This is a genomic window from Mesorhizobium sp. M0189 (assembly GCF_040322135.1).
Lineage (GTDB): Bacteria > Pseudomonadota > Alphaproteobacteria > Rhizobiales > Rhizobiaceae > Mesorhizobium.
Genome location: NZ_JAMYSW010000003.1, coordinates 1 through 22,169 on the forward strand (window position 1 = coordinate 1; position 22,169 = coordinate 22,169).

Below are 22,169 nucleotides of genomic sequence, written 5' to 3' on the forward strand. Positions count from 1 at the left end.
AATCGGTGATTGCAACGTCACCACCGTGCCATGGCCGCTCGCCCTTCAGAGCAAGCGCCGTTCTCTCTCCAAAACTTTTTGCAGAACCTTCAGGACACTATCGCAAGCGCTGGACCAGACGCCGTGGCGGCGAGATGCTGGCGTCGGCGAGGCGCCTGCGCTATAGGCTGCGCCTTCTTGTCCGAGGCCGCCAATGTCCTTCATTCCCGACAACGCTACGCTTATCCAATTCGCCATCGCGACGGTGATCCTGGCGATTACGCCTGGGCCGGACATGACGCTGTTCGTGTCGCGCACGCTGAGCCAGGGCCGCGCCACCGGCTTCGCCTCGATGGCCGGCGCGCTGTGCGGCACGCTGATCCACACCACGTTGGTGGTGGTCGGCGTCTCGGCGCTGATCGTCGCCTCGCCGATGGCGTTCTTCGTGCTGAAGATTTTCGGCGCCGGCTATCTGGTCTTCCTGGCCTGGCAGGCGATCACAAAAGGGTCGGCGTTTTCACCGGAGAAGAAGAGCGGGCCGCAGATATCGCTGGTTCGCAGCTGGGCGGCGGGGCTCGGCGTCAATCTGCTCAATCCGAAGATCATCCTGTTCTTCATGACCTTCCTGCCGCAATTCGTCTCCGCGCATGATCCCAATGCGCCGGGAAAGCTGTTCTTCCTCGGCGCGATGTTCGTCGTGCTGTCGGTCCCGGTGACAGCGCCGATGGTGCTGGCGGCGGAAAAATTCTCGGCGGCGATGAAAGCCAGCCCGCGCGTGACGCGCGTCGTCGACTATCTGTTTGCCGGAGTTTTTTCGGCCTTCGCGCTCAAGATCCTGACGGCCCAGGCGAAATAGGGCGTCCGATTTGACGCCAGCTCCCAGCCGAGCGGCCGGCGCTCAGCCAGTAGAAAATACCGCCGACCATGCCGCAGCCGATCACCGCCAGCATGACGCTTGTGTTGGTAACCTCGAAATTGGCGTCGTTCGTCTGGTGGACGAAGCCGAGGAAGACCGCCGCCACCGCCGCGCCCGCCAGTGCATAGAACAGCCAGTCGCGCCGGCCGAGGATTTCGGAAACCAGGATGGCGATCGCCGCCGGCATGAAAGCGAAATAGGCGACGAACAGCGCGACGAAGGGGACGGAAAAATAGAGGGAAGCCGTCGCCGCCGGCGGTGCCTGCTCCGGCGTGTAGCCCAGGGACGCCAGAAACATGATATTGAGAAATGCGCTGGCCGCCAGCGAGGCGACGCCATAACCGATCAGGATGACGGCGAAGCGGATCAGATAGGCGACGACGCGATTCACGCCTCGCCGTGCCCTGCGATCATCATCGCTTCCAGCGCCAGCCGGTCGACTTTGCGCATGCGCTCGGAGTCCGATTTGAGTTGGCCGCAGGCGGCGAGGATGTCGCGGCCGCGCGGCGTGCGGATCGGCGAGGCATAGCCGGCATTGTTGATGTAGTCGGCGAATTTCTCGATCGTCTCCCAGTCCGAGCACTGGTAGTTGGTGCCCGGCCACGGATTGAACGGGATCAGATTGATCTTGGCCGGGATGCCCTTGAGCAGCTTGATCAGCGCCTTGGCGTCCTCGATGGAATCATTGACGTCCTTTAGCATCACATATTCGAAGGTGATGCGCTTGGCGTTGGACAGGCCGGGATAGGCACGGCAGGCAGCGATCAGCTCGTTGAGCGGATACTTCTTGTTGATCGGTACCAAAAGGTCACGCAGATCGTCATTGGTAGCGTGCAGCGAGATTGCCAGCATGACGCCGATCTCTTCGCCGGTGCGGAAGATTTCGGGCACGACGCCCGAGGTCGACAGCGTGATGCGCCTCTTCGACAGGGAAAGCCCGTCGCCGTCGGATGCAATCAGCAGCGCCTTCTTCACCGCCTCGAAATTGTAGAGCGGCTCACCCATGCCCATCATGACGACGTTGGACACTTTCCGGCCCTCGGCCGGCACGATGGCGCCGTCGGGCGTGTCGCGGTCGGGGAAATCGCCGAGCCGGTCGCGAGCTGTCAAAAGCTGGGCGAGGATTTCTTCCGCCGTCAGGTTGCGCACCAGCTTTTGCGTGCCGGTGTGGCAGAAGGAGCAGGTCAGGGTGCAGCCGACCTGCGAGGAGATGCAGAGCGTGCCGCGGCCTTCTTCGGGAATGTAGACGGTCTCGATCTCGACCGGCCGGCCGGCGCCGCGCGGCGGAAAGCGGAACAGCCATTTGCGCGTGCCGTCGGAGGAAATCTGCTCCTCGACGATCTCGGGCCTGGCAACGGTGAAATGCCTGTCCAGTGCGGCGCGCAAATCCTTGGAGATGTTGAACATGCCGGCAAAATCGGAAACGCCGCGCACATAGATCCAGTGCCAGAGCTGCTGGGCGCGCATCTTCGCCTGGCGCTCCGGCACGATGCCGGCGGCGACGAGGGCGGCCCCGAGTTCGGCGCGCGTCAAGCCGATCAGCGACGGCTTTTCAGGCGTCGTGCGGGTGCGCAACGCGTCACGCGCGCCTTCGGCGGTAAGATCGAATGAAAGGGTCATTGTTGCGCCAATATAAGCGATTTGCGGCCGATTACAGCATCGTGCCCGAAATGAAGCGCGGCGCATAGCACAGGTTGATGGCGGAGTCATGCAGGGGGTTCTTCCTTCTCCCCTTGTGGGAGAAGGTGGCCGAGCGAAGCTCGGTCGGATGAGGGGTGTTCCAGCTTGGCATCCCCTGCACTCCGTCCAGCACCCCCCAACCGTCTTGGCGCTGCGCGCCAATCCACCTTCTCCCACAGGAGAGAAGGCAAGACCGCACGAACACTGGTTCTTTACGTCGCTGTGTTAGGTCGTGAACGTCCCGGACGAGGACTTTACTTGCACTTGGCGATCGAGGCCAGCGCCGCCGAGATGCCCTTCAGCGAGAAGACGTAGGTGGTGGTATTGCCGCGGCCGGACTTGGCTGACACCTTCATGTCGGTGCCGGTCTTCATCGCGGCGATCAGCACCGGCTCCTCGGCGGCGTTCTCGACCCAGGCCGACTTGCCGCGCGTGAACATCGAAAAAGACTTCTTGTCGATGGTGACGGTGGCCTTGGAACCTTCCTGGAAGGTATAGCCGGCGATGAATTGCGGCTCGTAGGACACTTGCTGCCCCGGCCGCTGGCTGACGAAGAAGAACATGTCGCCATGATCGAGCGTCGGCGGCTGCTTGTCGGTTGGCACGGTCAGGACATAGCAGACCTTGCCGCCGCCCGACGCCTGGTAGCTGTAGGTGCCCCAGGCATTGTGCTGGCCGATCTTGGTTGCCGACTGCGCCAGCGCGGGCGCCGTCAAGGCCACCAGGGCCAGGCTGGAAACTATAGCAATCAATCCGCGCATCGCTTTTCCCGTATTCCACTGGTGCGGCGGCAGGCCGGCTCGGCGTCCTGCCCGTCGCTTCATTTTGATTTAATCTGGGTTACCAAACGGTGAATTTCCCCTGAGAAAAGGATGTTCACGCCAGGAAACCGCCGCCGTCTTCGCGCTGCCGCTTGAAAAAGCGGCTGGCGCAATGTCCCTGCCGCGACTTGGAGGCCACGAAAACGGCAAGAGTTTGACTTTTCAAGCAGCTAGGTCTTGCAGCGATTCTCGCTTTTCTGAGAGCTACGTGACGAATTTCCCGCCAGGCGGTATATGTCTGCGTTCGGCTCCACGGCACTCGGCCAGGGTGCCCTCCTTGGCGGCTTACGGGAGATTTGGCCATGGCCATTTCCGAGACAGTTCTGATCCTGGCGGGCGGCACAGTCGTCCTGGCGATCGTGTTCGGCATTCGTGTCGCCGTCCGCGCGGTGGCCAGCGGCGCGGTGCCCCGGTCGGATGGCGGAGAGGTGGCGGGCGGACCGGGCGCGCCCGACGTGGCGGGGGTCATTGCGCTGCCGCCTTTGATCTTCCTCGGCTTCCTGGCGGCGGCAACCGTGCTCGAGGTGCTCGCGCCGCTCCCGGTCATGGCCGGGCAGGCCCTCGCCCGCTATCTGGCCGGCGCCGTGCTCGCGGTGTGCGGCTTGGTGCTCATCTTTATGGCGGCGGGCCGCTTTCAGGCCGCTGGAACCAACATACCACCGACCTTGCCAACGACGGCGCTGGTCGTCGACGGTATCTATCGGTGGACCAGAAATCCGTTCTATCTGGGAGCGACCCTTATCTATCTGGGCCTCGGTGTCGCGGCCGGAAGTCTTTGGGGTATCGCGCTCGTCATTCCCTTGCTGTGGGTGATCAATACGGGCGTCATCGCGCCGGAAGAGCGTTATCTCGAGCGTAAGTTCGGAGACGCCTATCGCGCCTACAAGACGCGGGTGCGGCGGTGGCTTTGACGGCCGGAAAGTCGGTTCCCGCGCGATTTTTTGCGCCGTACCGGCTCAGCTCTTGTCGGCGATGGCCTGCCTGGCGGCGAGCCGGTGCGCCGGCGTGATGTGGGCGCTGACGGTTGTGATCGCCGCGGTCAGCACAGCGATGTCGTCGGTGAAGCCAAGCCCAAAGATGAAATCGGGGATGACGTCCGTCGGCAGCACGAAATAGCCGAGCGCAGCCAGCAATGTGCCCTTGGCGCGCAGCGGCGTCTTCTTGTCCATGGCGCAGTAATAGGCGGCGACCACCTCCTCCATGAACGGGATCTGCCGGGCAGCCTTCTTCGCCGTACGCCAGAACTTTTCGCGCACTTCGCTCTCGTTGCCCAGCTTGCTGCCGAGGCCGAAGAAATCAAAACCGGATTTTTGCGCCATCAACCTCTCCTTGCCGCCGTCGTGTGACTTCACGCGTGACCGCGAGGCAAAATGTGGTGAAAGCCGAACCTCGCTGCAAGGTGCAGATAACGTCAGGTGCCGAAATAGCGGTTCATCTTCCTGGCCAGATCGAAATCTAGCGCGGTCAGGCCGCCGGCGTCGTGTGTGTTGAGGGTCACGTTTACCGTCTTGTAGACGTTCGACCAGTCGGGGTGGTGGTCCATCTTCTCCGCCGCCAACGCCACGCGGGTCATGAAGGCAAAGGCTTCCGAGAAATTCTTGAAAGTGAAGCTGCGGCTGATCGAACCACCATCCTTGGCCAGCGACCAGCCGTCGAGGCCGGCAAGTTCGGCGCTGATCGCCTCTTTTGCTAGTTTCTCCCTGGCCATGTCCGTCTACCGCATGATCCGCGAAGCGTCGGCGGCGCCGGCCAAACGGCTGGCGACGCGGTTGTCGGCACCTGAAAGCGGCCAAGCCTCCTCGACGACGTAAGGCCCGCCGCCGACCGAGTCGCGCGACGACATCAGCACGAAGCGGCCGACCCGGAACGGCAGCGTCGAAAAATTGCCGCGCGCCGACAGATACTGGGCGACGTCGAGCGGGCTCGCATTGCGCAGGCGGGCCAGCGTCACATGCGGCATGAACTTGCGCGGGTCGGCCGGGATGCCGAGCCGCTGGCAGATGCGCTCGATTTCGCTTTGCAGAGCGGAAAGATCGGGCGAAGCGGCGACCCCGGCCCACACCGCATGCGGCTTCTTCTGGCCGAAGGCGCCGACGCCGGACAGCGTCAGCGGGAAGGACGGGCGGTGAACGCGGTCGAGCGCGTTGGCGATTTCGTCGGCGACATGGCCCTCGACATCGCCAATGAAGCGCAGCGTCAGATGATAGTTTTCGACGTCGATCCAGCGGGCTCCGGGCAGGCCGCCCCTGAGCAGGGACAGCGAAAGAGCGGCATCACGCGGTATTTCGAGGGCGGTAAAAAGACGCGGCATGGCAAGCCTCCTGTCCTCGAATCGAACTCTTGCCCCTAGCGAATCATCGATATTCAAACGGGGCAAGGGGTTTGTTGGTCGCAGGCCTGCCTAAAAGCTTCCCCCGCGGAAGGTGTTGCGGCGGCGAACCCTCGCCTTCAGGAATTGCCCCGGATCGCTTCAATGGTCTTCTCCACGCTGGGCAGGATACCCTCGACGATGCGGTCGACGCCTCGGGCGTTTGGATGAAGACCGTCTTCGAGCTGCAGGACGGATTGGCCGGCGATGCCCTCGAGAAAGAAAGGATAGAGCGGCACGCCGTATTTTTCAGCCAGTCTCGGAAAGGTCGCGTCGAAGGCCCTCTGGTAATCGGCGCCGAGATTCGGCGCCGCGCGCATCCCGGCCAGCAACACGGCGATCTTGCGCTGCTTCAGCTTTGCCAGCATGGCGTCCAGGTTCTTTTCCGCTATGGCGGGCGAAACGCCGCGCAGCATGTCGTTGGCGCCGAGCTCCAGGATGACCAGCTGCGTGCCGTCCGGCACCGACCAGTCGAGCCGCGACAGGCCGCCGCTCGTCGTATCGCCGGAAACGCCGGCATTGGCGACCGTGACATCGTAGCCCTTGGCGCGAAGCGCGGCCTGCAGCTTTTCGGTGAACCCCTGACCCGGCCCAAGGCCATAACCCGCCATCAAGCTGTCGCCGAAGCCAACGATGGTGAAGGGCTCGGCGCGCGCCGACGAAATGGCGCTGCAGATCGCGAGGAAAAGGGCGAAGGCTGCGGCAAAAGTGTGTTTGAAAGCCATGCGGCAGGCCCCATATGACCAGGAACATCTGTTGGCGAAGGCAGGTTTTCGTCTTTGTCGAGCATCGGATGCTCTAGCCCTCTTTCCCCCATATAGGACGATTTGATTTTGGAAGAAGCCGTCATTTCGCTGAAAGACGTATCGCTGACGCTCGGCGAAGGCGCATCCTCGGTGCATGTGCTGAAGGGCGTCAGCCTTGATGTGGCGAGCGGCGAAGCGACAGGCATCGTTGGACCTTCGGGTTCGGGAAAGTCGACATTGCTGATGGTTTTGGCCGGGCTTGAAAGGGTCGATTCGGGTGCGGTACGAATTGCCGGCGAGCTGCTCAACGGCAAAAGCGAAGACCAGATCGCATCGTTTCGAGGGCGAAACATCGGCATCGTGTTCCAGTCGTTCCACCTCATCCCCAATATGACGGCGCTGGAAAACGTCGCCGTCCCGCTTGAGCTTGCCGGCCATGCCGATCCGTTCGGCGTGGCGGCGCGCGAACTGGCGGCGGTCGGCCTTAGCGATCGCATCACCCATTATCCCGGCGAATTGTCTGGCGGCGAGCAGCAGCGCGTGGCGATCGCCCGGGCGCTGGCGCCGTCGCCACGCATCCTGATCGCCGACGAGCCGACCGGCAATCTCGACCAGGCGACGGGACGGCACGTCGCCGACCTGCTGTTCGCCAAGGCGGCCGAACGCGGCATGACGCTGGTGCTGGTCACGCATGACCCGGTGCTCGCGGCGCGCTGCTCGCGCCAGGTGTCGATGCGGTCGGGGCTGATCGAGGACGCATCCAAGCCGGCCTCCAGGGCCGGCAAGGTGACCGCCTGATGCCGCTGTCGCAAACGCTGAGGCTGGCCTTCAAGTTCTCGCTGCGCGAAATGCGCGGCGGGCTGTCCGGTTTCCTGATCTTCCTTGCCTGCATTGCGCTCGGCGTCGCGGCAATCGGCGGCGTCAATTCGGTGGCGCAGGCGATTTCCGCCGGTGTTGCCGACCAGGGTCAGACGCTGCTCGGCGGCGATCTCCGCTTCCAGATCAACCAGCGCGATCCGACCAGAGCCGAACGCAGCTTCCTCGGCCGGCTTGGCACGGTTTCGCACAGCGCCAACATGCGCTCGATGGCGAGGCTCGAGGACGGCTCCGACCAGGCGCTGGTCGAGGCCAAGGCGGTCGACGGCGCCTATCCGCTCTATGGCGCGCTGGAGACCCAGCCGGTGCTGTCGCGAGAGGATTTGTTCGGCGAAAAATCCGGTGTCTTCGGCGCCGCCGCCCCGGACCTTCTGTTCGAGCGGCTGAACCTTGGCATCGGTGACCGGTTGAAGCTCGGCAGCGCGACATTCGAGCTGCGCGCCAAGCTGGTCAACGAGCCAGATGCGGTGTCGGATGGCTTCGGTTTTGCGCCGCGGCTGATGGTGTCGACCGACGGGCTTGCCGCTTCAGGCCTGATCCAGCCGGGCAGCCTGGTCGAGAACGCCTATAAGGTCCGCCCGCCCGGCGGCACCACTGAAGTACAGATCAAGGCGATCCAGGAGCAGGCCGCGAAAGAGTTCCCGCAGGCCGGCTGGTCGATCCGCACGCGCAGCAACGCAGCGCCGGCGCTGTCCTCGAACATCGAGCGGTTCTCGCAATTCCTGACGTTGGTCGGGCTGACGGCGCTGGTGGTCGGCGGCGTCGGCGTGGCCAATGCGGTGCGTGCCTATCTCGACGGCAAGCGCGGCGTCATCGCCACCTTCAAGAGCCTGGGGGCTTCGGGCGGGTTCGTCTTTGCCGTCTACCTGGTGCAGATCCTGATGATTGCCGCCCTCGGTATCACGCTGGGCCTTGTGCTTGGCGCGCTGATGCCGTTCGCGGCCAGCGCGGCACTCCAGTCGGTTATTCCGGTGCCGGCGGAAGGTGGGTTCTATCCCGGCGCCCTCGGCATGGCAGCGCTGTTCGGGCTGCTGGTGACGCTGGCCTTCGCCCTGCTGCCGCTCGGCCGTGCTCGCGACGTGCCAGCGACGGCGCTGTTTCGCGAAATGGGTTTTGAGGGCCGCGGTTTTCCCCGCCCGCTCTATGTCGCCGCGGCAATGGCCATCGCGCTGCTGCTCGCGGTGCTGGCGATCCTGTTTTCCGGCGACCGCCGTATTGCCTCGATCTTCGTCGGCGCCACGGTCTTTTCGTTCCTGGTGCTGCGTGTCGTCGGTACGCTGGTGCAGTGGGCGGCGAAGAGAAGTCCGCGTGTGCGCTCGACGGCGCTCAGGCTCGCCATCGGCAACATCCATCGGCCTGGCGCCTTGACGCCGTCCGTGGTGCTGTCGCTGGGTCTCGGGCTGACGCTCCTGGTGACGCTGGCGCTGATCGATGGCAATCTCAGGCGGCAGATTTCCGGCAGCCTGCCGGAACGGGCGCCGAACTTCTTCTTCGTCGATATCCAGAGCGGCGACGTCGATGCCTTCTCCGCGCTGGTCGGCAAAGAGGCGCCGCAGGGCACGCTGATCAAGGTGCCGATGCTGCGCGGCCGGGTGATGGCGCTCAACGGCGTCGATGTCGACAAGGTCAAGGTTCCGGCCGAAGGCGCCTGGGTGCTGCGCGGCGACCGTGGGCTGACCTATGACGCACAATTGCCGGAGAATGCAACGCTGACCGAGGGCAGCTGGTGGCCGGGGAATTATTCCGGCGAACCGCTGGTCTCGTTTTCCGCCGAGGAGGGCAAGGAGATCGGGCTGAAGCTCGGCGACACCATCACCGTCAACGTGCTCGGCCGCAATATCACGGCCAAGATCGCCAATTTCCGCCAGGTCGAATGGGAAACCATGGGCATCAATTTCGTCATGGTGTTCTCGCCCAACACATTCGCCGGGGCGCCGCATGGCTGGTTGGCGACGCTGACCGAGACGAATGCGTCGGCGGCCGACGACGCGCATCTTCTCAATGCCGTCACCCGGGCTTTTCCCGCGGTGACGACGGTCAGGGTCAAGGACGCGCTCGACATCGTCAACCGGCTGGTGGTGCAGCTCGGCACCGCGATCAGGGCCGCGGCGGGCGTGGCGTTGATCGCCTCGGTGCTGGTGCTGGCCGGGGCGCTCGCCGCCGGCAACCGGGCCCGCATCCACGACGCGGTGGTGCTGAAGACCCTGGGTGCGACCAGGAAAACGCTGATCGCGGCCTTTTCGCTGGAATACATGCTGATCGGCCTTGCGACCGCGATCTTCGCGCTGGCGGCGGGCGGTGTGGCGGCGTGGTACGTCGTCGCGCGCATCATGACGCTGCCATCGCACTTCATGCCCGAGGTAGCCGTGGCGACCATCGGCTTTTCACTGGTGGTCACGGTGGGTATCGGCCTGGCCGGCACGTGGCGGGTGCTGGGCCACAAGGCGGCGCCGGTGCTGCGGAATCTTTGAGCCAGAGCCGGTTTTGATTAAATCTCGTTAATGTTTCGACCGGCAAGGCCAATAAAACCGGATCTCCGGCACTTCACGGAGCATTACGTCCGGTTACGGTCTTGTCCTTTACGCCAAGAACCATCATATTTCGGCGCAGGCATGCTGGAGCCCCGCCAGCGGCGCCTGGGTTCAAAAGGACCTGACACCGGACGGGGCAGAAGCAATATGAGGATTTCCATGGCTGATCCCGTTCGCAATTATCAGACGCGCGCCGTGCCCGGCGCCGGCGTCGATGCTGCCATCGACCAGGGCCTGCGCGCCTACATGATCAAAGTCTACAACCTGATGGGGCTTGGCCTCCTCATCACCGGCCTTGCCGCGGTCGGCACAATCATGCTGGCCACCACCAGCGATCCCGCCTCGGCGGTTGCCACGTTGCCAAGCGGCGAGATGCTGACCTCGTTCGGCTACGCGATCTTCGGCTCGCCGCTGAAATGGCTGGTGATCTTTGCCCCGCTGGCAGCGGTGATGTTCCTGTCGTTCCGGGTCCAATCGATGAGCGTTTCGGCGGCGCAGACGACGTTCTGGGTTTACGCCGGCCTTGTCGGCCTGTCGCTGTCGTCGATCTTCCTGGTCTACACCACCGCCAGTATCTCGCAGACCTTCTTCGCCACCGCCGCCGCGTTTGGCGGGCTGTCGCTCTACGGCTACACGACCAAGCGCGACCTTTCCGCGTTCGGCTCGTTCCTGGTCATGGGCCTGGTCGGCCTGATCATCGCGATGGTGATCAACATCTTCCTGCAGTCGTCGGCGCTTTCCTTCGCCGTTTCGGCGATCGGCGTGCTGATCTTCGCAGGCCTCACCGCCTATGACACGCAGAACATCAAGGAGATGTATTTCGAGGGTGACGAGACTGATGTCGCCGGCCGCAAGGCGATCATGGGCGCGCTGAGGCTCTATCTCGACTTCATCAACCTGTTCATGTTCCTGCTGCAGTTCATGGGCGACCGTCGCTAGTACGGCGTTCTTTGTTGACCATGATCTGTTCCGAAAACCGGTTTCCACTTTTCGGGATCATGGTCTGACTCCAGCGAGTTTGGAAAGGGCGGCCCAATGGCCGCCCTTTTCTTTTGTGCCGGCTTTTGCTGTGATATAGGGCAGATGAACGACGTGCATAAATTATGAGCAGCATCACCTTGCGGGCCGCGACGTCGGCCGATCTCGACCGGATCACGGAAATCTATGCCGACGCGGTGACAAACGGCACGGCGAGCTATGAACTCGACCCGCCAAGTCGTATCGAGATGGGAGCGCGCTTCGACAGTTTGGTAGCGGGTGGCTTTCCCTATCTCGTGGCGGAAAAAGGCGGCATTGTGCTCGGCTATGCCTATGCCGGCGCTTTCCGGCCGCGCCCGGCATACCGCTTCGTGGTTGAGGATTCCGTCTATGTCGCGCCCGACGCCAAGGGGCAGGGCGTTGGGCTGCTCCTGATGCAAAGGCTGATCGAGGCAGCCAAGGCGGCGGGCTTTCGCCAGATCATCGCGGTGATTGGCGATGGCCGGCCCGACAGCGCCTCGGTGCGGTTGCACGAGAAGCTCGGCTTTCACCATTCCGGCCGCCTGGAAGGCTCCGGCTACAAGCACGGACGCTGGCTGGACACGGTGTTCATGCAACTGCCGATCAACGGTGGAGCGTCGGTCCCGCCCGATCCGCAATCGCTGCCCGAGCGGAAGTTCCGCAAACAAAAATAAGGGGTTACGCCTCGACCAGCTTCAGCGTTCGGTCGAACACGCCAAGCACCCGGCCGAGTTCCTGGCCACGCTTGAGGATGCGTCCGCCGGCGGCGATGACGGCGAATGCGCCTTGCCGGCGCGCCAGCTTCGGATCCTTGACGATCTGGAAAAGCGGCACTTCGCTGGTGCGACGGAAGACGGAAAAAACGGCGCGGTCGGTGAGATGGTCAATAGCATAGTCGCGCCATTCATTGGCGGCGACCATACGGCCGTAGAGCCTGAGGATCTGGTCCAGTTCGCGGCGGTCGAACCGCACCGGCTGGTCGAGGCGTTCGTGTCTTGCCTCGTGCAGCGGGATCAATATTGCGGATGCGTCCCCATCCTCCGTCCCGCTGCTGCGATCAGTCATGCCTGGATCCTCGCAATGAATCGTACGCCGACCAAAGTTGGCGCTTTCGTTGCCGAATTGCAAGGCCCGGCCGGGCAACGGCAGCACCGCGCGGTTTCTCCAACGTCCAGTCACGTTTGCGAAACGCCTGTTGGAATTGGTGATGCTTCGCCACAATCCTGCCTTTTTTTATCCGTGCTCATGCCCCAATGTCCGACGAATTTACCGGCGTTGCCTGAGACGGTTCGGTCCGGCACCGGCTCGTAAACCCCAAGCCCCCCGCCCACGGGTCTGCGTCGGATCGAACCAACCTCGGTCTTTCCTTGGAAAGATCGGGTGCGACGATCCCAAAACCTAAATGACCGGCGTCAGAAGCAAGCTGACGCCGGTTTTTTATTGGCTGGAGCCGTGGCGGCGCGATCCATCCGGATAGGCTGTCGTCGGAGGCTTGAGCGCGGCTATCCCTTCTCCCCTTGTTGTGGAAGAAGGTGGATCGGCGCGCAGCGCCGAGACAGATGAGGGGTGTTGGACGGAGTGAGGCGTTGGCGTTCCCTGGAACACCCTCATCCGTCGCCTTCGGCGACACCTTCTCCCACAAGGGAGAAGGGAGAGCGCTCCATCTAAGGCTTGCGGATAAAGGCTGCACCCAGGATCGGACCGGGCACGCCGTCCTTGCCGACCGACTGCAGCAGCACGGCGCAGCCGCCCTTCTTGGCGATCTCGCTCATCGGCAGTTCGTAGCGCTGCGCCTTGCCGTGCCACATGCCGGCGGTCTGGATGCTGGAGACGGCGTTCCAGTAGGTCATGCTGCGGCCGGTGTTTTCACCCTTGCCGATCTTGATCGTCTGCGGCGGGTTGAAATAGACGATGACGACATGCGCGTCGGCGGGGCCGGTCACGGCGTCGCCGGCATCGATCATGACGCGATCGCTGGTCCGGCTGACCTTGATGCCGACGCGCATGCCTTCGCCGACCCTCTCCATGCGGGCCAGCGCGCCGTCGACTTCCTTGCGGCTGGCGCCATTGACATGGCTGCGGCCGTTGATGACGGCTTGCGGGGTGTAGACGGAACGGCTGCCGAAGGCGCGCATATACTCATATTGCCGCTCGGTATTTTCCTTGCGGCTCAGCGTATCCTGCCAGCCGAGGTAATCCCAATAGTCGACATGATAGGCGAGCGCGACGATGTTCTCCTTGGCGGCGAGCTCGGCAAAGAATTCGTCGGCCGGCGGACAGGAATTACATCCCTGGCTGGTGAAGAGCTCGACGACGCCTAATGGCTTGTCGGCCTGCTCGGCGAAGGCGCTTCCGGCAAACGCCGAGAGAGCCAGCGCAACGGCCGCAAGCCGCAATGGTCTTCGAGATGACATGGCCGTTCCGATCCCGCCGGTGATGCCGGCTTTGTTCTGATTGTCGAAATATGTGGCAGAAGCGGCAGTCAACGGGAAGTCACGTTGCGGTGAAATTTTGCCGTTGCAACCGCTGGCAAGGGCGCAATAGGTGGACGCGCACTTCACGATGGAAGCGATTCGGGCGGCAATCAGCATGTGGCAATCTCTCCTGGCGCCGGTCGACCTCTATTGCGAACGGACGGGGCCGGAATTCTGGGCTGAACCGCTCAATGCGCTGAGCAATCTGGCTTTTTTTGCCGCCGGGCTATGGGGTGTCTGGCAGGTGCGCAAGCGCGGCACCGGCGCCTTCGCCGAAGTGCTGGCCTGGTGGGTGGTGGCGATCGGCGTCGGCTCGTCGCTGTTCCACACCTTTGCCACAAGGGGAATGATCCTGGCCGACGTGCTGCCGATTGCAGGGTTCACGCTGGCCTACACGCTGTTCAACCTGCGACGTTTTCTCGGCATGAAATGGGGCAAGGCGATCGTCATCTTCGTCGCCTTTTACGCCGTTGCCGGGCTGGTGACCTTTGCCGTGCCGGACTGGCTGCGCCAAGCGTCGAACGGCACGACCGGCTACCTGCCGCCCTTCCTGGCGCTTGCCTTCTTCGGCGCCTGGGTGGCGGCCAGCGGCAATCGTGCCGGCTGGTACAATCTGGCGGGTTCGGCGATCTTCGTCGTGTCGGTCGTCTGCCGGATGATCGATCCGCTGGTCTGCGGCGGCTTTCCGCTCGGCACGCATTTCCTGTGGCACATCCTCAACGGGCTGATGCTCGGCGTGCTGCTGGCGGCGACAGCGCGGTTTGGAAAGCCAAAGTAGGGCAGTAGGGCAGTAGGTGCTTGTCCTTGCTTCCCCTACTGCCCTACTCCCTTATTGCCCTACTCCCTTAAGCCGCAAGGTCGCGCAGCACGTATTGCAGGATGCCGCCATTCTTGAAGTAGTCGAGCTCGTCCAGCGTATCGATGCGGCAGATGATCGGAACCTCTTTGACGCTGTCGTCGCCATAGGTGATCCTGGCGATCATCTTCTGCCGCGGCTTGATGTTGCTCAGTCCGTCGATCTCGACCAGTTCGTCGCCCTTGAGGTTGAGCGAGGCCCACGAGGTGCCTTCCTCGAAGACGAAGGGGATTACGCCCATGCCGACCAGGTTGGAGCGGTGGATGCGCTCGAAGGACTGGGCGATGACCGCGCGGACACCGAGCAGATTCGTACCCTTGGCCGCCCAGTCGCGCGACGAGCCGTTGCCATATTCGACGCCGGCGAAGATGACCAGCGGCACGCCCTCCTTCTTGTAGTGCATGGCGGCGTCGTAGATCGATTCCTCTTCCTTCGACGGGTAATGGATGGTGTAGCCGCCCTCGCGGCCGTTCTCGCCCAGCATGTGGTTGCGGATGCGGATGTTGGCGAAGGTGCCGCGCATCATCACCTCGTGGTTGCCGCGGCGCGTGCCATACTGGTTGAAATCGGCGACGCCGACGCCGTGGTCGGTGAGGTACTTGCCGGCCGGGGAGGCCGCCTTGATCGAACCGGCCGGCGAAATGTGGTCGGTGGTGATCTTATCGCCGAACAGACCGAGCACACGCGCGCCCTTGATATCGCCGATCTTGCCGAAGCCTGATGTCATGCCGGCGAAATAGGGTGGGTTCTGCACATAGGTCGAATTGTCGTCCCAGGCATAGGTCTGGCCTTCCGGCGCCTTGACGTTCTGCCAGTACTCGTCGCCCTTGAAGACGTCGGCATATTTGCGGGCGAACAATTCGCGCGTGACATTCTTCTCGATGAATTCCTGGATCTCGACTGAACTCGGCCAGATGTCCTTGAGATAGACCGGATTGCCGTTGCGATCCTCGCCGAGCGGCTCGGTGGTCAGATCCTTGGTCACGGTCCCGGCCAGCGCGTGGGCGACGACCAGCGGCGGCGAGGCGAGATAGTTCGCCTGCACGTCGGGCGAGACGCGGCCTTCGAAATTGCGGTTGCCGGACAAGACTGCCGCAGCAATCAAGCCCTTATCGTTGATGGTCTTGGAGATCGGCGCCGGCAGCGGGCCGGAATTGCCGATACAGGTGGTGCAGCCGAAGCCGACCAGGTTGAAGCCGATCTGGTCGAGCTCCTTCTGCAGACCGGATTTCTCCAGATATTCGGCGACGACCTGGCTGCCCGGCGCCAGTGAGGTCTTGACCCACGGCTTCTGCTTGAGGCCGAGCCGGTTGGCGTTGCGCGCCAACAGCCCGGCGCCGATCAGCACGCTCGGGTTCGAGGTGTTGGTGCAGGAGGTAATGGCGGCGATGACGACATCGCCATGGCCAAGATCGTAGTCCGTGCCCTCGACGGCATAGCGCTTGTCGATTTCGGCGGCCTTCTTGTACTCGGTCTCCATGGCCTTGTCGAAGCCGGCCGGAATGTCTTCAAGTGCCACGCGGCCTTCCGGCCGCTTCGGGCCGGCCATCGACGGGACGACACTGCCGAGATCGAGCTCGAGCAGATCGGTGAAGACCGGATCGGCCGAGCCGACGTCGCGCCATAGGCCTTGCGCCTTCGAATAAGCCTCGACCAGGGCGATGCGGCTTTCGTCACGGCCGGACATAGTGAGGTAGCGGATGGTTTCGCTGTCGACCGGGAAGAAGCCGCAGGTGGCACCATATTCCGGCGCCATGTTGCCGATGGTGGCACGATCGGCCAGCGTCATGTTGGACAGGCCCGGACCGAAGAATTCGACGAACTTGCCGACGACGCCCTTCTTGCGCAGCATCTGCGTGACGGTGAGCACCAGGTCGGTGGCGGTGACGCCTTCCCTCAGCCTGCCGGTGAGGCGAAAGCCGATCACTTCGGGCAACAGCATGGAAACCGGCTGGCCGAGCATCGCGGCCTCGGCCTCGATGCCGCCGACGCCCCAGCCGAGCACGCCGAGGCCGTTGATCATGGTGGTGTGCGAATCGGTGCCGACGCAGGTGTCGGGATAGGCGGTGGTCTCGCCATCTTCGCTGTTGGTCCACACGACCTGGCCGAGGTACTCAAGGTTGACTTGATGGCAGATGCCGGTGCCGGGCGGCACGACGCGGAAATTGCGGAACGCCTGCTGGCCCCATTTCAGGAATTTGTAGCGTTCCTCATTGCGCTCATACTCAAGCTCGACATTGCGGGCGAAAGCCAGCGGCGTGCCGAATTCGTCGACGATGACCGAATGGTCGATGACCAGATCGACCGGCACCAGCGGATTGATTTTTTGCGGGTCGCCGCCGAGCGAGGCCATGGCGTCGCGCATGGCGGCAAGGTCGACCACAGCCGGAACGCCGGTGAAATCCTGCATCAGCACGCGGGCCGGGCGATAGGCGATCTCGACGCCGGCAGTGCCCCGGTCTGTCAGCCAGCCGGCGACCGCCTGGATGCTCTCCTTGGTGACGGAACGGCCGTCCTCGTTGCGCAGCAGGTTCTCCAGCAGCACCTTCATCGAATAGGGCAATTGAGCGATGCCGGTGAGGCCGTTCTTTTCGGCCTCGACAAGGTCATAGTAGATGTACTCGGCGCCGCCGGCGGTCAGCGTGCGGCGGCAATTGAAGCTGTCGAGTGATTTGGACACGTGCGATCCCTAACTGTCGGTTGCCGGGGAGGGAACGGACGCCAGTGGGCATGCAAATCACGCGCAAAGGTGCGGGTACGGCCATTTCCGCTATCCGTTCCCAAGCGTCCGGGCCGTTCAAGGCGGCACGCGCGCTGGTTCGGCGCAAATTCGGTTCCCGTGCCGACCGCTGGCACGGATGATGCGGATATAGAGAATTTTCTGGAATAGTTCTAGACACGGAATTGCCATTTTTGCTGCGGCGCACCGAAGCCGCGCTTGAACTTTCGGCGAAGGGGAACGGATGCGGCTGATCGCCGAAAATCTGGGCGGCGAACGCGGCGGCGAGACGGTATTTTCCGGCATCGAATTCGCGCTGGGGGATGGCCAGGCGTTGGTCGTCACCGGCGCGAACGGCGCCGGCAAATCGACGCTGCTCAGGATCATCGCCGGACTGTTGCCGGTGGCGGCAGGCCGTGTGCGGTTCGAAGGTGGTGGCGAAGACTTTCCGTCGGCCGCCTCGGCCTGTCACTATCTCGGCCACCTCGACGCGATGAAGAGCGCACTCACCGTTAAGGAGAATCTGTGCTTCTGGCGCGATTTTTCGGGCGCGGGTTCCAGGGGTGTTGAAGAGGCGCTGGAGACCGTCGGGTTGGGCGGCATCGGCCATCTGCCGTTCGGCTATCTCTCGACCGGCCAGCGCCGCCGCGCCGCGATCGCAAAACTGCTGGTCAGTCATCGGCCATTGTGGCTGCTCGATGAGCCGACGGCGGGACTGGACAAGGCTTCGGAGGAGAGATTCGGCGGGCTACTGCGGAAGCATCTCGATGGTGGGGGGATCGTGGTTGCGGCCACGCATTTGCCGCTGGGGCTGGAGGGGGCGAGGGAGCTTGTGATGGGGGTGCCTGGGCGAAAGCATCTCACATCATGCTAGCCCTCTTTCTCCGCGACATCCGCTTAAGTATCCGCGCCGGCGGCGGGGCGCTGACTGGCGTGATTTTCTTTCTCGCCGTTATCGCGACCATCCCCTTCGGCGTCGGTCCCGACCTGAAGCTGCTGGCCCGCATCGGCCCGGCGATCCTGTGGATCGCCGCCTTGCTGGCCTGCCTGCTCGGCCTCGACCGGCTGTTCCAGGCTGACCGCGAGGACGGCTCGCTCGATCTTCTGGTGCTTGGCAACGACCGGCACATGCTGGCCCTGACCGTGCTGACGAAATGCCTGGCGCATTGGGCGGGTAGCGTGTTGCCGCTGGTCATCGCGGCTCCCCTGCTCGGCCTGTTCATGAACATGGAGCCCATCGGCATCGGTGCCACGGCGCTGACGCTTCTGGTAGGCACGCCGGCGATCACCTTCATCGGTGCCGCCGGTGCCGCGGTGGCGGTAGCATTGCCGCGCGGCGGGCTGCTGATCTCGGTGCTGGTGCTGCCGCTGACCATTCCCGTGCTGATCTTCGGCGTATCGGCAAGCTATGGCGCGGTGGCGGACCCCGATCCCTTCCTGCAGCCCTTCCTCATTCTTACCGCGCTGACCCTGTTTCTTGCCGTGCTCGGGCCGGTGGCAGCGGCGCTGGCGCTGCGGCACGGAACGGATTGATGTGGCCGCTGCGCATAGAGAACCCGATCTTTCTCCAGACCATCTACGGCAACTACCCCGATCTGTCCTCCGTCGAGGTTACCGGGGCCAAGATGGACCGCAACGGGCCTAGCATGCACCTTTCCTTCATCTCGACCGTCCTCCCCTACCGGCCTCCCGCCAAATGGGCGGCGTTCAATGCCGTGTCTTTCGGGCTTGAGTTCATCGCGGTCGAATCCATTAGCCTTCGCAAGTTCCAGAGCCATGGCTCCAGTGCAATCAGGATGTGGGATGACGCCGGTAGAATCCTGCTTACCTGCGAAGGAGCTGTCAGGCTGTCCCTCACGTGCCAATACATGCGTATCAAAAACATATCAGGTGTTTTGCTTTCGCAGTGACCTTCGGCTTGCGATAACCGCAAATCTGCCGCAGACCCGTTCATTGCGGCAAACAGCCGGTGAGGCTATGAATTTCGCCGTGAGAAGCCTTGGATCGGGAAAATGAGCGTGCACGCCCTTTATGTCACCGCCGCCTATGCCATTACGGCCGTGGTGCTGGCCGGGCTGGTTGGCTGGATCCTGCTCGACCAGCGCGGCCGCAAGCGAGAGCTCGCCGAGCTGGAGGCGTCCGGCGTGCGCCGGCGCTCCGACAAGGCAGCAAAATCATGAGCACGGAAACGGAAACTCCGGCGCGCCGCCGCCTGATCGTGCTGCTGCCGCTGCTGGTCTTTCTCGGGCTGACGGGATTGTTCCTGGCGCAGCTGTTGTCCGGGCGCGACGTTTCGGAAGTGCCGTCGGCACTGATCGGCCTGCCGGCGCCGCAGACCAATCTGCCGGCGCTCGAAGGCACCAATTTGCCGGGCCTCGATTCAAAACAGTTCGCCGGCAAGGTGACGCTGGTCAACGTCTTCGCGTCCTGGTGCGCGCCGTGCCGCGACGAGCATCCGGTGCTGCTGGCGCTGTCGCAGGACAGACGCTTCGTCATGGCAGCGCTGAACTACAAGGACCAGCCGGAAAACGCCCGTCGGTTCCTTGGCGATCTCGGCAATCCGTTCCAGGCGATCGGCGTCGACCAGGCCGGGCGCACGGCGATCGACTGGGGTGTCTACGGCGTGCCGGAGACCTTCGTCATCGGCAAGGATGGCAAGATCGCCTACAAGCATGTCGGGCCGCTGACGCCGGACTCGGCGCAGACGCTGCTGCTGCCGGAGATCGAGAAGGCGCTGGCCGTGCCGGGCTGATGCCCGCCGATCGTGATAGGTCGACCGAAGACTCAGCCGTAGATCTGCTTGTGGACCTGATAGAGCATTTCTGAGCGGTCGGCGCGCATGTCGGCGAGGTCGCGGCTGCTGAAGCTGTCGATTTCGGCGACGAGGCGGTTGTAATGCCGGCGCTTGGCGATGCTGGCGCGAGCGCGGCTCATGAGGCTGTCGATGATCATAGCGAGTTTCCTTTTGCGCCGCATTTCGCGGCCAGTTGTTCCTCCCTTGATCGATACGAAGCATGACATAGTTATGGTGCGTTGCAAAAATAAGATGTTGCAATGCACCATTGCGCTGGGCGCATAGCCGGTTAACGGGATGTGACCTGCCGTCCGGCCCAGCATTCGCTTGCTTCTGACGCATCATCGATCTTGCCATATCGATCGCAGGCTGGCTTGATCGCGGCTCGCCAAGCGACTGATACCGGGAGGAACCATGGCCAGCGAATTCTACGAAGTTCTCGATCCGCGCTTTTCGCGGCTGTTCAACGGCAACGCACAGGTGGACAGGCTGTTTACCGGCTGCCGATGGGCGGAGGGGCCGGCCTGGTTTGCGGCCGGGCGCTATGTGGTCTGGTCCGACATCCCGAACAATCGCATGCTGCGCTACGACGAGACCGACGGCAGCGTCAGCGTGTTCCGTCAGCCATCCGGCAATTCCAACGGCAACACCGTCGACCGGCAAGGACGGCTGGTTACTTGCGAGCATTCCGGCCGCCGCGTCAGCCGCACCGAGCATGACGGCTCGGTCATCACCATAACCGACAAATGGCGCGGCAAGCGGCTGAACTCGCCCAATGACGCGGTGGTCAAGTCCGACGGCTCGATCTGGTTCACCGATCCGAGCTACGGCATCGATACCGATTACGAGGGCGACAAGGCCGAAAGCGAGATCGGGGCCTGCCATGTCTACCGGGTCGATCCCGGCACCGGCGAGACCGAGGCGGTGATCACCGACATGGTCAGGCCAAACGGGCTCGCCTTCTCGCTCGACGAGAGCAAGCTCTATGTCGCCGACACCGGCCGCACGCATGGCGCCCAAAACCCGGCGCACATCCGGGTGTTCAATGTCGGCCAGGGCGGCAAGACGGTGTCCGGCGAAAAGGTCTTTGCTGACTGCACCGCCGGCCTGTTCGACGGTTTCAGGCTGGATGCGGACGGCCGCATCTGGACCAGTGCCGCCGACGGGGTCCATTGCTACGATCCAGACGGGACGCTGATCGGCAAGGTCAAGGTACCGGAAGTCGTCGCCAATTGCGTGTTCGGCGGCAACAAGCTGAACTGCCTCTACATCGCCGGCACGACCTCGCTCTACATGGTCCGGCTCATGGTCAACGGCGCCAAGACATTTTGAGCGGCCGCCAAGCATATCCAAGGGAGGGCACCATGCCATTCGTAAACATCCGCCTGGTCAAGGAGGTGATTGCCGACGACCCGGCCGGAAAAAAGGCCGCGATCACCGCCCAGGTGACGGCGGCCATCACCGGCGCCACCGGCCTGACCAGCAACGATGTCTGGGTGGTGTTCGAGGAGGTCGCTGCACGCGACTGGTTCGTCGGCGAGACCGACGTCGAGACGCGGAGGGGCAAGGGCTGATTTCTCGACGAGCACAGCGGCAGTGCGGAAGTTTGCGAGAGGCCTGCGGGACAGCGCCCCCCTCTGCCCTACCGGGCATCTCCCCCACTTGGGGGGAGATCGGCAGCTTCGCCGCATGGCCCTTCTTTCAACGTTGGAGATTGGCGAAAGCAGGGATGACGGCCAATCTCCCTCCTTGTGGGGGAGATGTCCGGCAGGACAGAGGGGGGCGCGAAGGATCGCCGACGCTCGCTTCGCGTTCGCTCTGCCCTGGGATACGACAGCACGATGGGCGCCACTTAACGCGAGCGGATGAAGCCCGCGAAGGCCGAAACGGCGCTGCGCATCGCCAGCCGGTTTTCCGGTTCCGCCAGGATTTTCTCCACCTCCGGCGGCTTCTTGCCGAGCAACGCGATTTCGAGCGCTGCTTCCTCATAGAGCGCGAAAGACATTGTCCGCATGATCTCGGCAAGTGCGGCGCGGGCAAACAGCGAGCGCGGCGAGGCATGTACCAGCATGGCCGGTTTGCCGACGGCTGCATCGCGCGACACCAGCCAGTCGAGCGCGTTCTTCAGGCCGCCTGGCACACCATGGGCATATTCCGGGCAGGAGACGATGACGCCGTCAGCGGCGGTGACCGCGTCGATCAGCGCCGCTGCTTGCGGCGGCGTCCGCTCGCCCTCGTCGTCGGGGTTGAAAATCGGCAGCCGGGCAAGCCCATCGTAGACGGAGACGTGACAGTCCAGCGGCGCGTTTTGCGCGAGTGCCGCGACCAGGGCCGAATTGGTCGAGGCGGCGCGCAGGCTGCCGGAGATGGCGAGGATGCTGAGCAAAGGAATGGAAACCGGCTTGAGCGA

General features: G+C 63.4%; 26 protein-coding genes. 14 read left to right on the plus strand and 12 right to left on the minus strand.

The features are described 5' to 3' along the window. Nucleotides 1-193: 193 nt before the first annotated feature. Nucleotides 194-835, plus strand: coding sequence for a LysE family translocator (locus NKJ09_RS05675; RefSeq protein WP_023721902.1), 642 nt, complete (start codon nucleotides 194-196; stop codon nucleotides 833-835). Here NKJ09_RS05675 and NKJ09_RS05680 read toward each other — a convergent pair. The 3 genes from NKJ09_RS05680 to NKJ09_RS05690 all read right to left on the minus strand — a co-directional run bounded on the left by NKJ09_RS05680 (nucleotide 807) and on the right by NKJ09_RS05690 (nucleotide 3,336). Beyond that, the gene (locus NKJ09_RS05680; protein WP_023721901.1) at nucleotides 807-1,286 is read right to left on the minus strand and encodes a hypothetical protein; all 480 of its coding nucleotides are present in this window, start codon (nucleotides 1,284-1,286) and stop codon (nucleotides 807-809) included. The two genes, NKJ09_RS05675 and NKJ09_RS05680, sit on opposite strands and share 29 nt — an antisense overlap. Next, complete coding sequence (rlmN, locus tag NKJ09_RS05685; protein ID WP_352481073.1) at nucleotides 1,283-2,515, minus strand: dual-specificity RNA methyltransferase RlmN; 1,233 nt, start codon at nucleotides 2,513-2,515, stop codon at nucleotides 1,283-1,285. The genes NKJ09_RS05680 and rlmN overlap by 4 nt, the downstream gene beginning before the upstream one ends. Before the next feature lie 314 nt (nucleotides 2,516-2,829). Further along, entirely contained in the window at nucleotides 2,830-3,336 is a 507-nt protein-coding gene (locus tag NKJ09_RS05690) for an invasion associated locus B family protein (RefSeq protein ID WP_023721899.1), read from the minus strand. A 362-nt stretch (nucleotides 3,337-3,698) separates the two neighbouring features. Here NKJ09_RS05690 and NKJ09_RS05695 point away from each other — a divergent pair, with 362 nt between their 5' ends. After that, complete coding sequence (locus tag NKJ09_RS05695; protein WP_352494034.1) at nucleotides 3,699-4,307, plus strand: methyltransferase family protein; 609 nt, start codon at nucleotides 3,699-3,701, stop codon at nucleotides 4,305-4,307. A gap of 45 nt (nucleotides 4,308-4,352) precedes the next feature. On the opposite strand, the gene NKJ09_RS05700 is transcribed toward NKJ09_RS05695, so the two are convergent. The 4 genes from NKJ09_RS05700 to NKJ09_RS05715 all read right to left on the minus strand — a co-directional run bounded on the left by NKJ09_RS05700 (nucleotide 4,353) and on the right by NKJ09_RS05715 (nucleotide 6,489). Next, a complete protein-coding gene (locus tag NKJ09_RS05700) occupies nucleotides 4,353-4,715 on the minus strand; it encodes a YkvA family protein (RefSeq protein WP_023721897.1) in 363 nt (120 codons plus the stop codon). Between the two features lie 92 nt (nucleotides 4,716-4,807). Continuing rightward, on the minus strand, nucleotides 4,808-5,104 hold the full coding sequence (locus tag NKJ09_RS05705; protein ID WP_023721896.1) for a 4a-hydroxytetrahydrobiopterin dehydratase: 297 nt from the start codon (nucleotides 5,102-5,104) through the stop codon (nucleotides 4,808-4,810). Nucleotides 5,105-5,110: 6 nt separating this feature from the next. Further along, nucleotides 5,111-5,707 (minus strand): RNA 2',3'-cyclic phosphodiesterase, encoded by a 597-nt coding sequence (gene thpR / locus NKJ09_RS05710; RefSeq protein ID WP_352481070.1) that lies wholly within the window; start codon nucleotides 5,705-5,707, stop codon nucleotides 5,111-5,113. A gap of 137 nt (nucleotides 5,708-5,844) precedes the next feature. Further along, the gene (locus NKJ09_RS05715; RefSeq protein ID WP_023721894.1) at nucleotides 5,845-6,489 is read right to left on the minus strand and encodes an arylesterase; all 645 of its coding nucleotides are present in this window, start codon (nucleotides 6,487-6,489) and stop codon (nucleotides 5,845-5,847) included. Nucleotides 6,490-6,597: 108 nt separating this feature from the next. Here NKJ09_RS05715 and NKJ09_RS05720 point away from each other — a divergent pair, with 108 nt between their 5' ends. The 4 genes from NKJ09_RS05720 (at nucleotide 6,598) to NKJ09_RS05735 (ending at nucleotide 11,590) form a co-directional block, all read left to right on the plus strand. Continuing rightward, the gene (locus tag NKJ09_RS05720; protein ID WP_023721893.1) at nucleotides 6,598-7,308 is read left to right on the plus strand and encodes an ABC transporter ATP-binding protein; all 711 of its coding nucleotides are present in this window, start codon (nucleotides 6,598-6,600) and stop codon (nucleotides 7,306-7,308) included. Further along, nucleotides 7,308-9,857, plus strand: coding sequence for an ABC transporter permease (locus tag NKJ09_RS05725; protein ID WP_352515627.1), 2,550 nt, complete (start codon nucleotides 7,308-7,310; stop codon nucleotides 9,855-9,857). The genes NKJ09_RS05720 and NKJ09_RS05725 overlap by 1 nt, the downstream gene beginning before the upstream one ends. A 219-nt stretch (nucleotides 9,858-10,076) precedes the next feature. After that, nucleotides 10,077-10,856 (plus strand): Bax inhibitor-1/YccA family protein, encoded by a 780-nt coding sequence (locus NKJ09_RS05730; RefSeq protein ID WP_254817871.1) that lies wholly within the window; start codon nucleotides 10,077-10,079, stop codon nucleotides 10,854-10,856. 164 nt (nucleotides 10,857-11,020) lie between these two features. Beyond that, complete coding sequence (locus NKJ09_RS05735) at nucleotides 11,021-11,590, plus strand: GNAT family N-acetyltransferase (protein WP_352494036.1); 570 nt, start codon at nucleotides 11,021-11,023, stop codon at nucleotides 11,588-11,590. Nucleotides 11,591-11,594: 4 nt separating this feature from the next. Here the strand turns inward: NKJ09_RS05735 and NKJ09_RS05740 are convergent, their stop codons facing one another. Together NKJ09_RS05740 and NKJ09_RS05745 are read right to left on the minus strand one after the other, a co-directional pair. Then, nucleotides 11,595-11,981, minus strand: coding sequence for a DUF2794 domain-containing protein (locus NKJ09_RS05740; protein WP_023721889.1), 387 nt, complete (start codon nucleotides 11,979-11,981; stop codon nucleotides 11,595-11,597). A gap of 599 nt (nucleotides 11,982-12,580) precedes the next feature. After that, a complete protein-coding gene (locus NKJ09_RS05745) occupies nucleotides 12,581-13,330 on the minus strand; it encodes a DUF1223 domain-containing protein (protein ID WP_023721888.1) in 750 nt (249 codons plus the stop codon). A gap of 175 nt (nucleotides 13,331-13,505) precedes the next feature. Between NKJ09_RS05745 and NKJ09_RS05750 the strand changes: the two genes are divergently transcribed. Continuing rightward, the gene (locus NKJ09_RS05750) at nucleotides 13,506-14,168 is read left to right on the plus strand and encodes a ceramidase domain-containing protein (protein WP_023721887.1); all 663 of its coding nucleotides are present in this window, start codon (nucleotides 13,506-13,508) and stop codon (nucleotides 14,166-14,168) included. Nucleotides 14,169-14,235: 67 nt separating this feature from the next. On the opposite strand, the gene acnA is transcribed toward NKJ09_RS05750, so the two are convergent. After that, the gene (gene acnA, locus NKJ09_RS05755) at nucleotides 14,236-16,926 is read right to left on the minus strand and encodes an aconitate hydratase AcnA (RefSeq protein ID WP_352481066.1); all 2,691 of its coding nucleotides are present in this window, start codon (nucleotides 16,924-16,926) and stop codon (nucleotides 14,236-14,238) included. A gap of 283 nt (nucleotides 16,927-17,209) precedes the next feature. Between acnA and ccmA the strand changes: the two genes are divergently transcribed. From ccmA to NKJ09_RS05780, 5 genes are all read left to right on the plus strand, one after another. Continuing rightward, a complete protein-coding gene (gene ccmA / locus NKJ09_RS05760; protein WP_352494037.1) occupies nucleotides 17,210-17,839 on the plus strand; it encodes a heme ABC exporter ATP-binding protein CcmA in 630 nt (209 codons plus the stop codon). Further along, nucleotides 17,833-18,498: a heme exporter protein CcmB gene (ccmB, locus tag NKJ09_RS05765; RefSeq protein ID WP_352481065.1), complete on the plus strand. Its 666-nt coding sequence runs from the start codon at nucleotides 17,833-17,835 to the stop codon at nucleotides 18,496-18,498. The genes ccmA and ccmB overlap by 7 nt, the downstream gene beginning before the upstream one ends. After that, nucleotides 18,498-18,875 carry an Imm50 family immunity protein gene (locus NKJ09_RS05770; protein ID WP_352481064.1) on the plus strand — a complete coding sequence of 126 codons (378 nt, stop codon included), beginning with the start codon at nucleotides 18,498-18,500 and terminating at the stop codon, nucleotides 18,873-18,875. The genes ccmB and NKJ09_RS05770 overlap by 1 nt, the downstream gene beginning before the upstream one ends. A 102-nt stretch (nucleotides 18,876-18,977) precedes the next feature. Continuing rightward, on the plus strand, nucleotides 18,978-19,145 hold the full coding sequence (gene ccmD, locus NKJ09_RS05775) for a heme exporter protein CcmD (RefSeq protein ID WP_352494038.1): 168 nt from the start codon (nucleotides 18,978-18,980) through the stop codon (nucleotides 19,143-19,145). Next, nucleotides 19,142-19,717 carry a DsbE family thiol:disulfide interchange protein gene (locus NKJ09_RS05780; protein ID WP_352762458.1) on the plus strand — a complete coding sequence of 192 codons (576 nt, stop codon included), beginning with the start codon at nucleotides 19,142-19,144 and terminating at the stop codon, nucleotides 19,715-19,717. Before ccmD ends, NKJ09_RS05780 begins: the two co-directional genes overlap by 4 nt. 32 nt (nucleotides 19,718-19,749) lie before the next feature. Here the strand turns inward: NKJ09_RS05780 and NKJ09_RS05785 are convergent, their stop codons facing one another. Next, nucleotides 19,750-19,917: a hypothetical protein gene (locus tag NKJ09_RS05785; protein WP_023721879.1), complete on the minus strand. Its 168-nt coding sequence runs from the start codon at nucleotides 19,915-19,917 to the stop codon at nucleotides 19,750-19,752. Nucleotides 19,918-20,173: 256 nt separating this feature from the next. On the opposite strand from NKJ09_RS05785, the gene NKJ09_RS05790 reads away from it, so the two are divergent. After that, nucleotides 20,174-21,091, plus strand: a complete 918-nt coding sequence (locus NKJ09_RS05790; RefSeq protein ID WP_352494040.1) for an SMP-30/gluconolactonase/LRE family protein — start codon at nucleotides 20,174-20,176, stop codon at nucleotides 21,089-21,091. Between the two features lie 32 nt (nucleotides 21,092-21,123). After that, on the plus strand, nucleotides 21,124-21,333 hold the full coding sequence (locus NKJ09_RS05795) for a tautomerase family protein (RefSeq protein ID WP_352494041.1): 210 nt from the start codon (nucleotides 21,124-21,126) through the stop codon (nucleotides 21,331-21,333). Nucleotides 21,334-21,611: 278 nt separating this feature from the next. Here the strand turns inward: NKJ09_RS05795 and NKJ09_RS05800 are convergent, their stop codons facing one another. After that, on the minus strand, nucleotides 21,612-22,145 hold the full coding sequence (locus NKJ09_RS05800) for an NADPH-dependent FMN reductase (protein WP_352494228.1): 534 nt from the start codon (nucleotides 22,143-22,145) through the stop codon (nucleotides 21,612-21,614). Nucleotides 22,146-22,169: the final 24 nt, after the last annotated feature.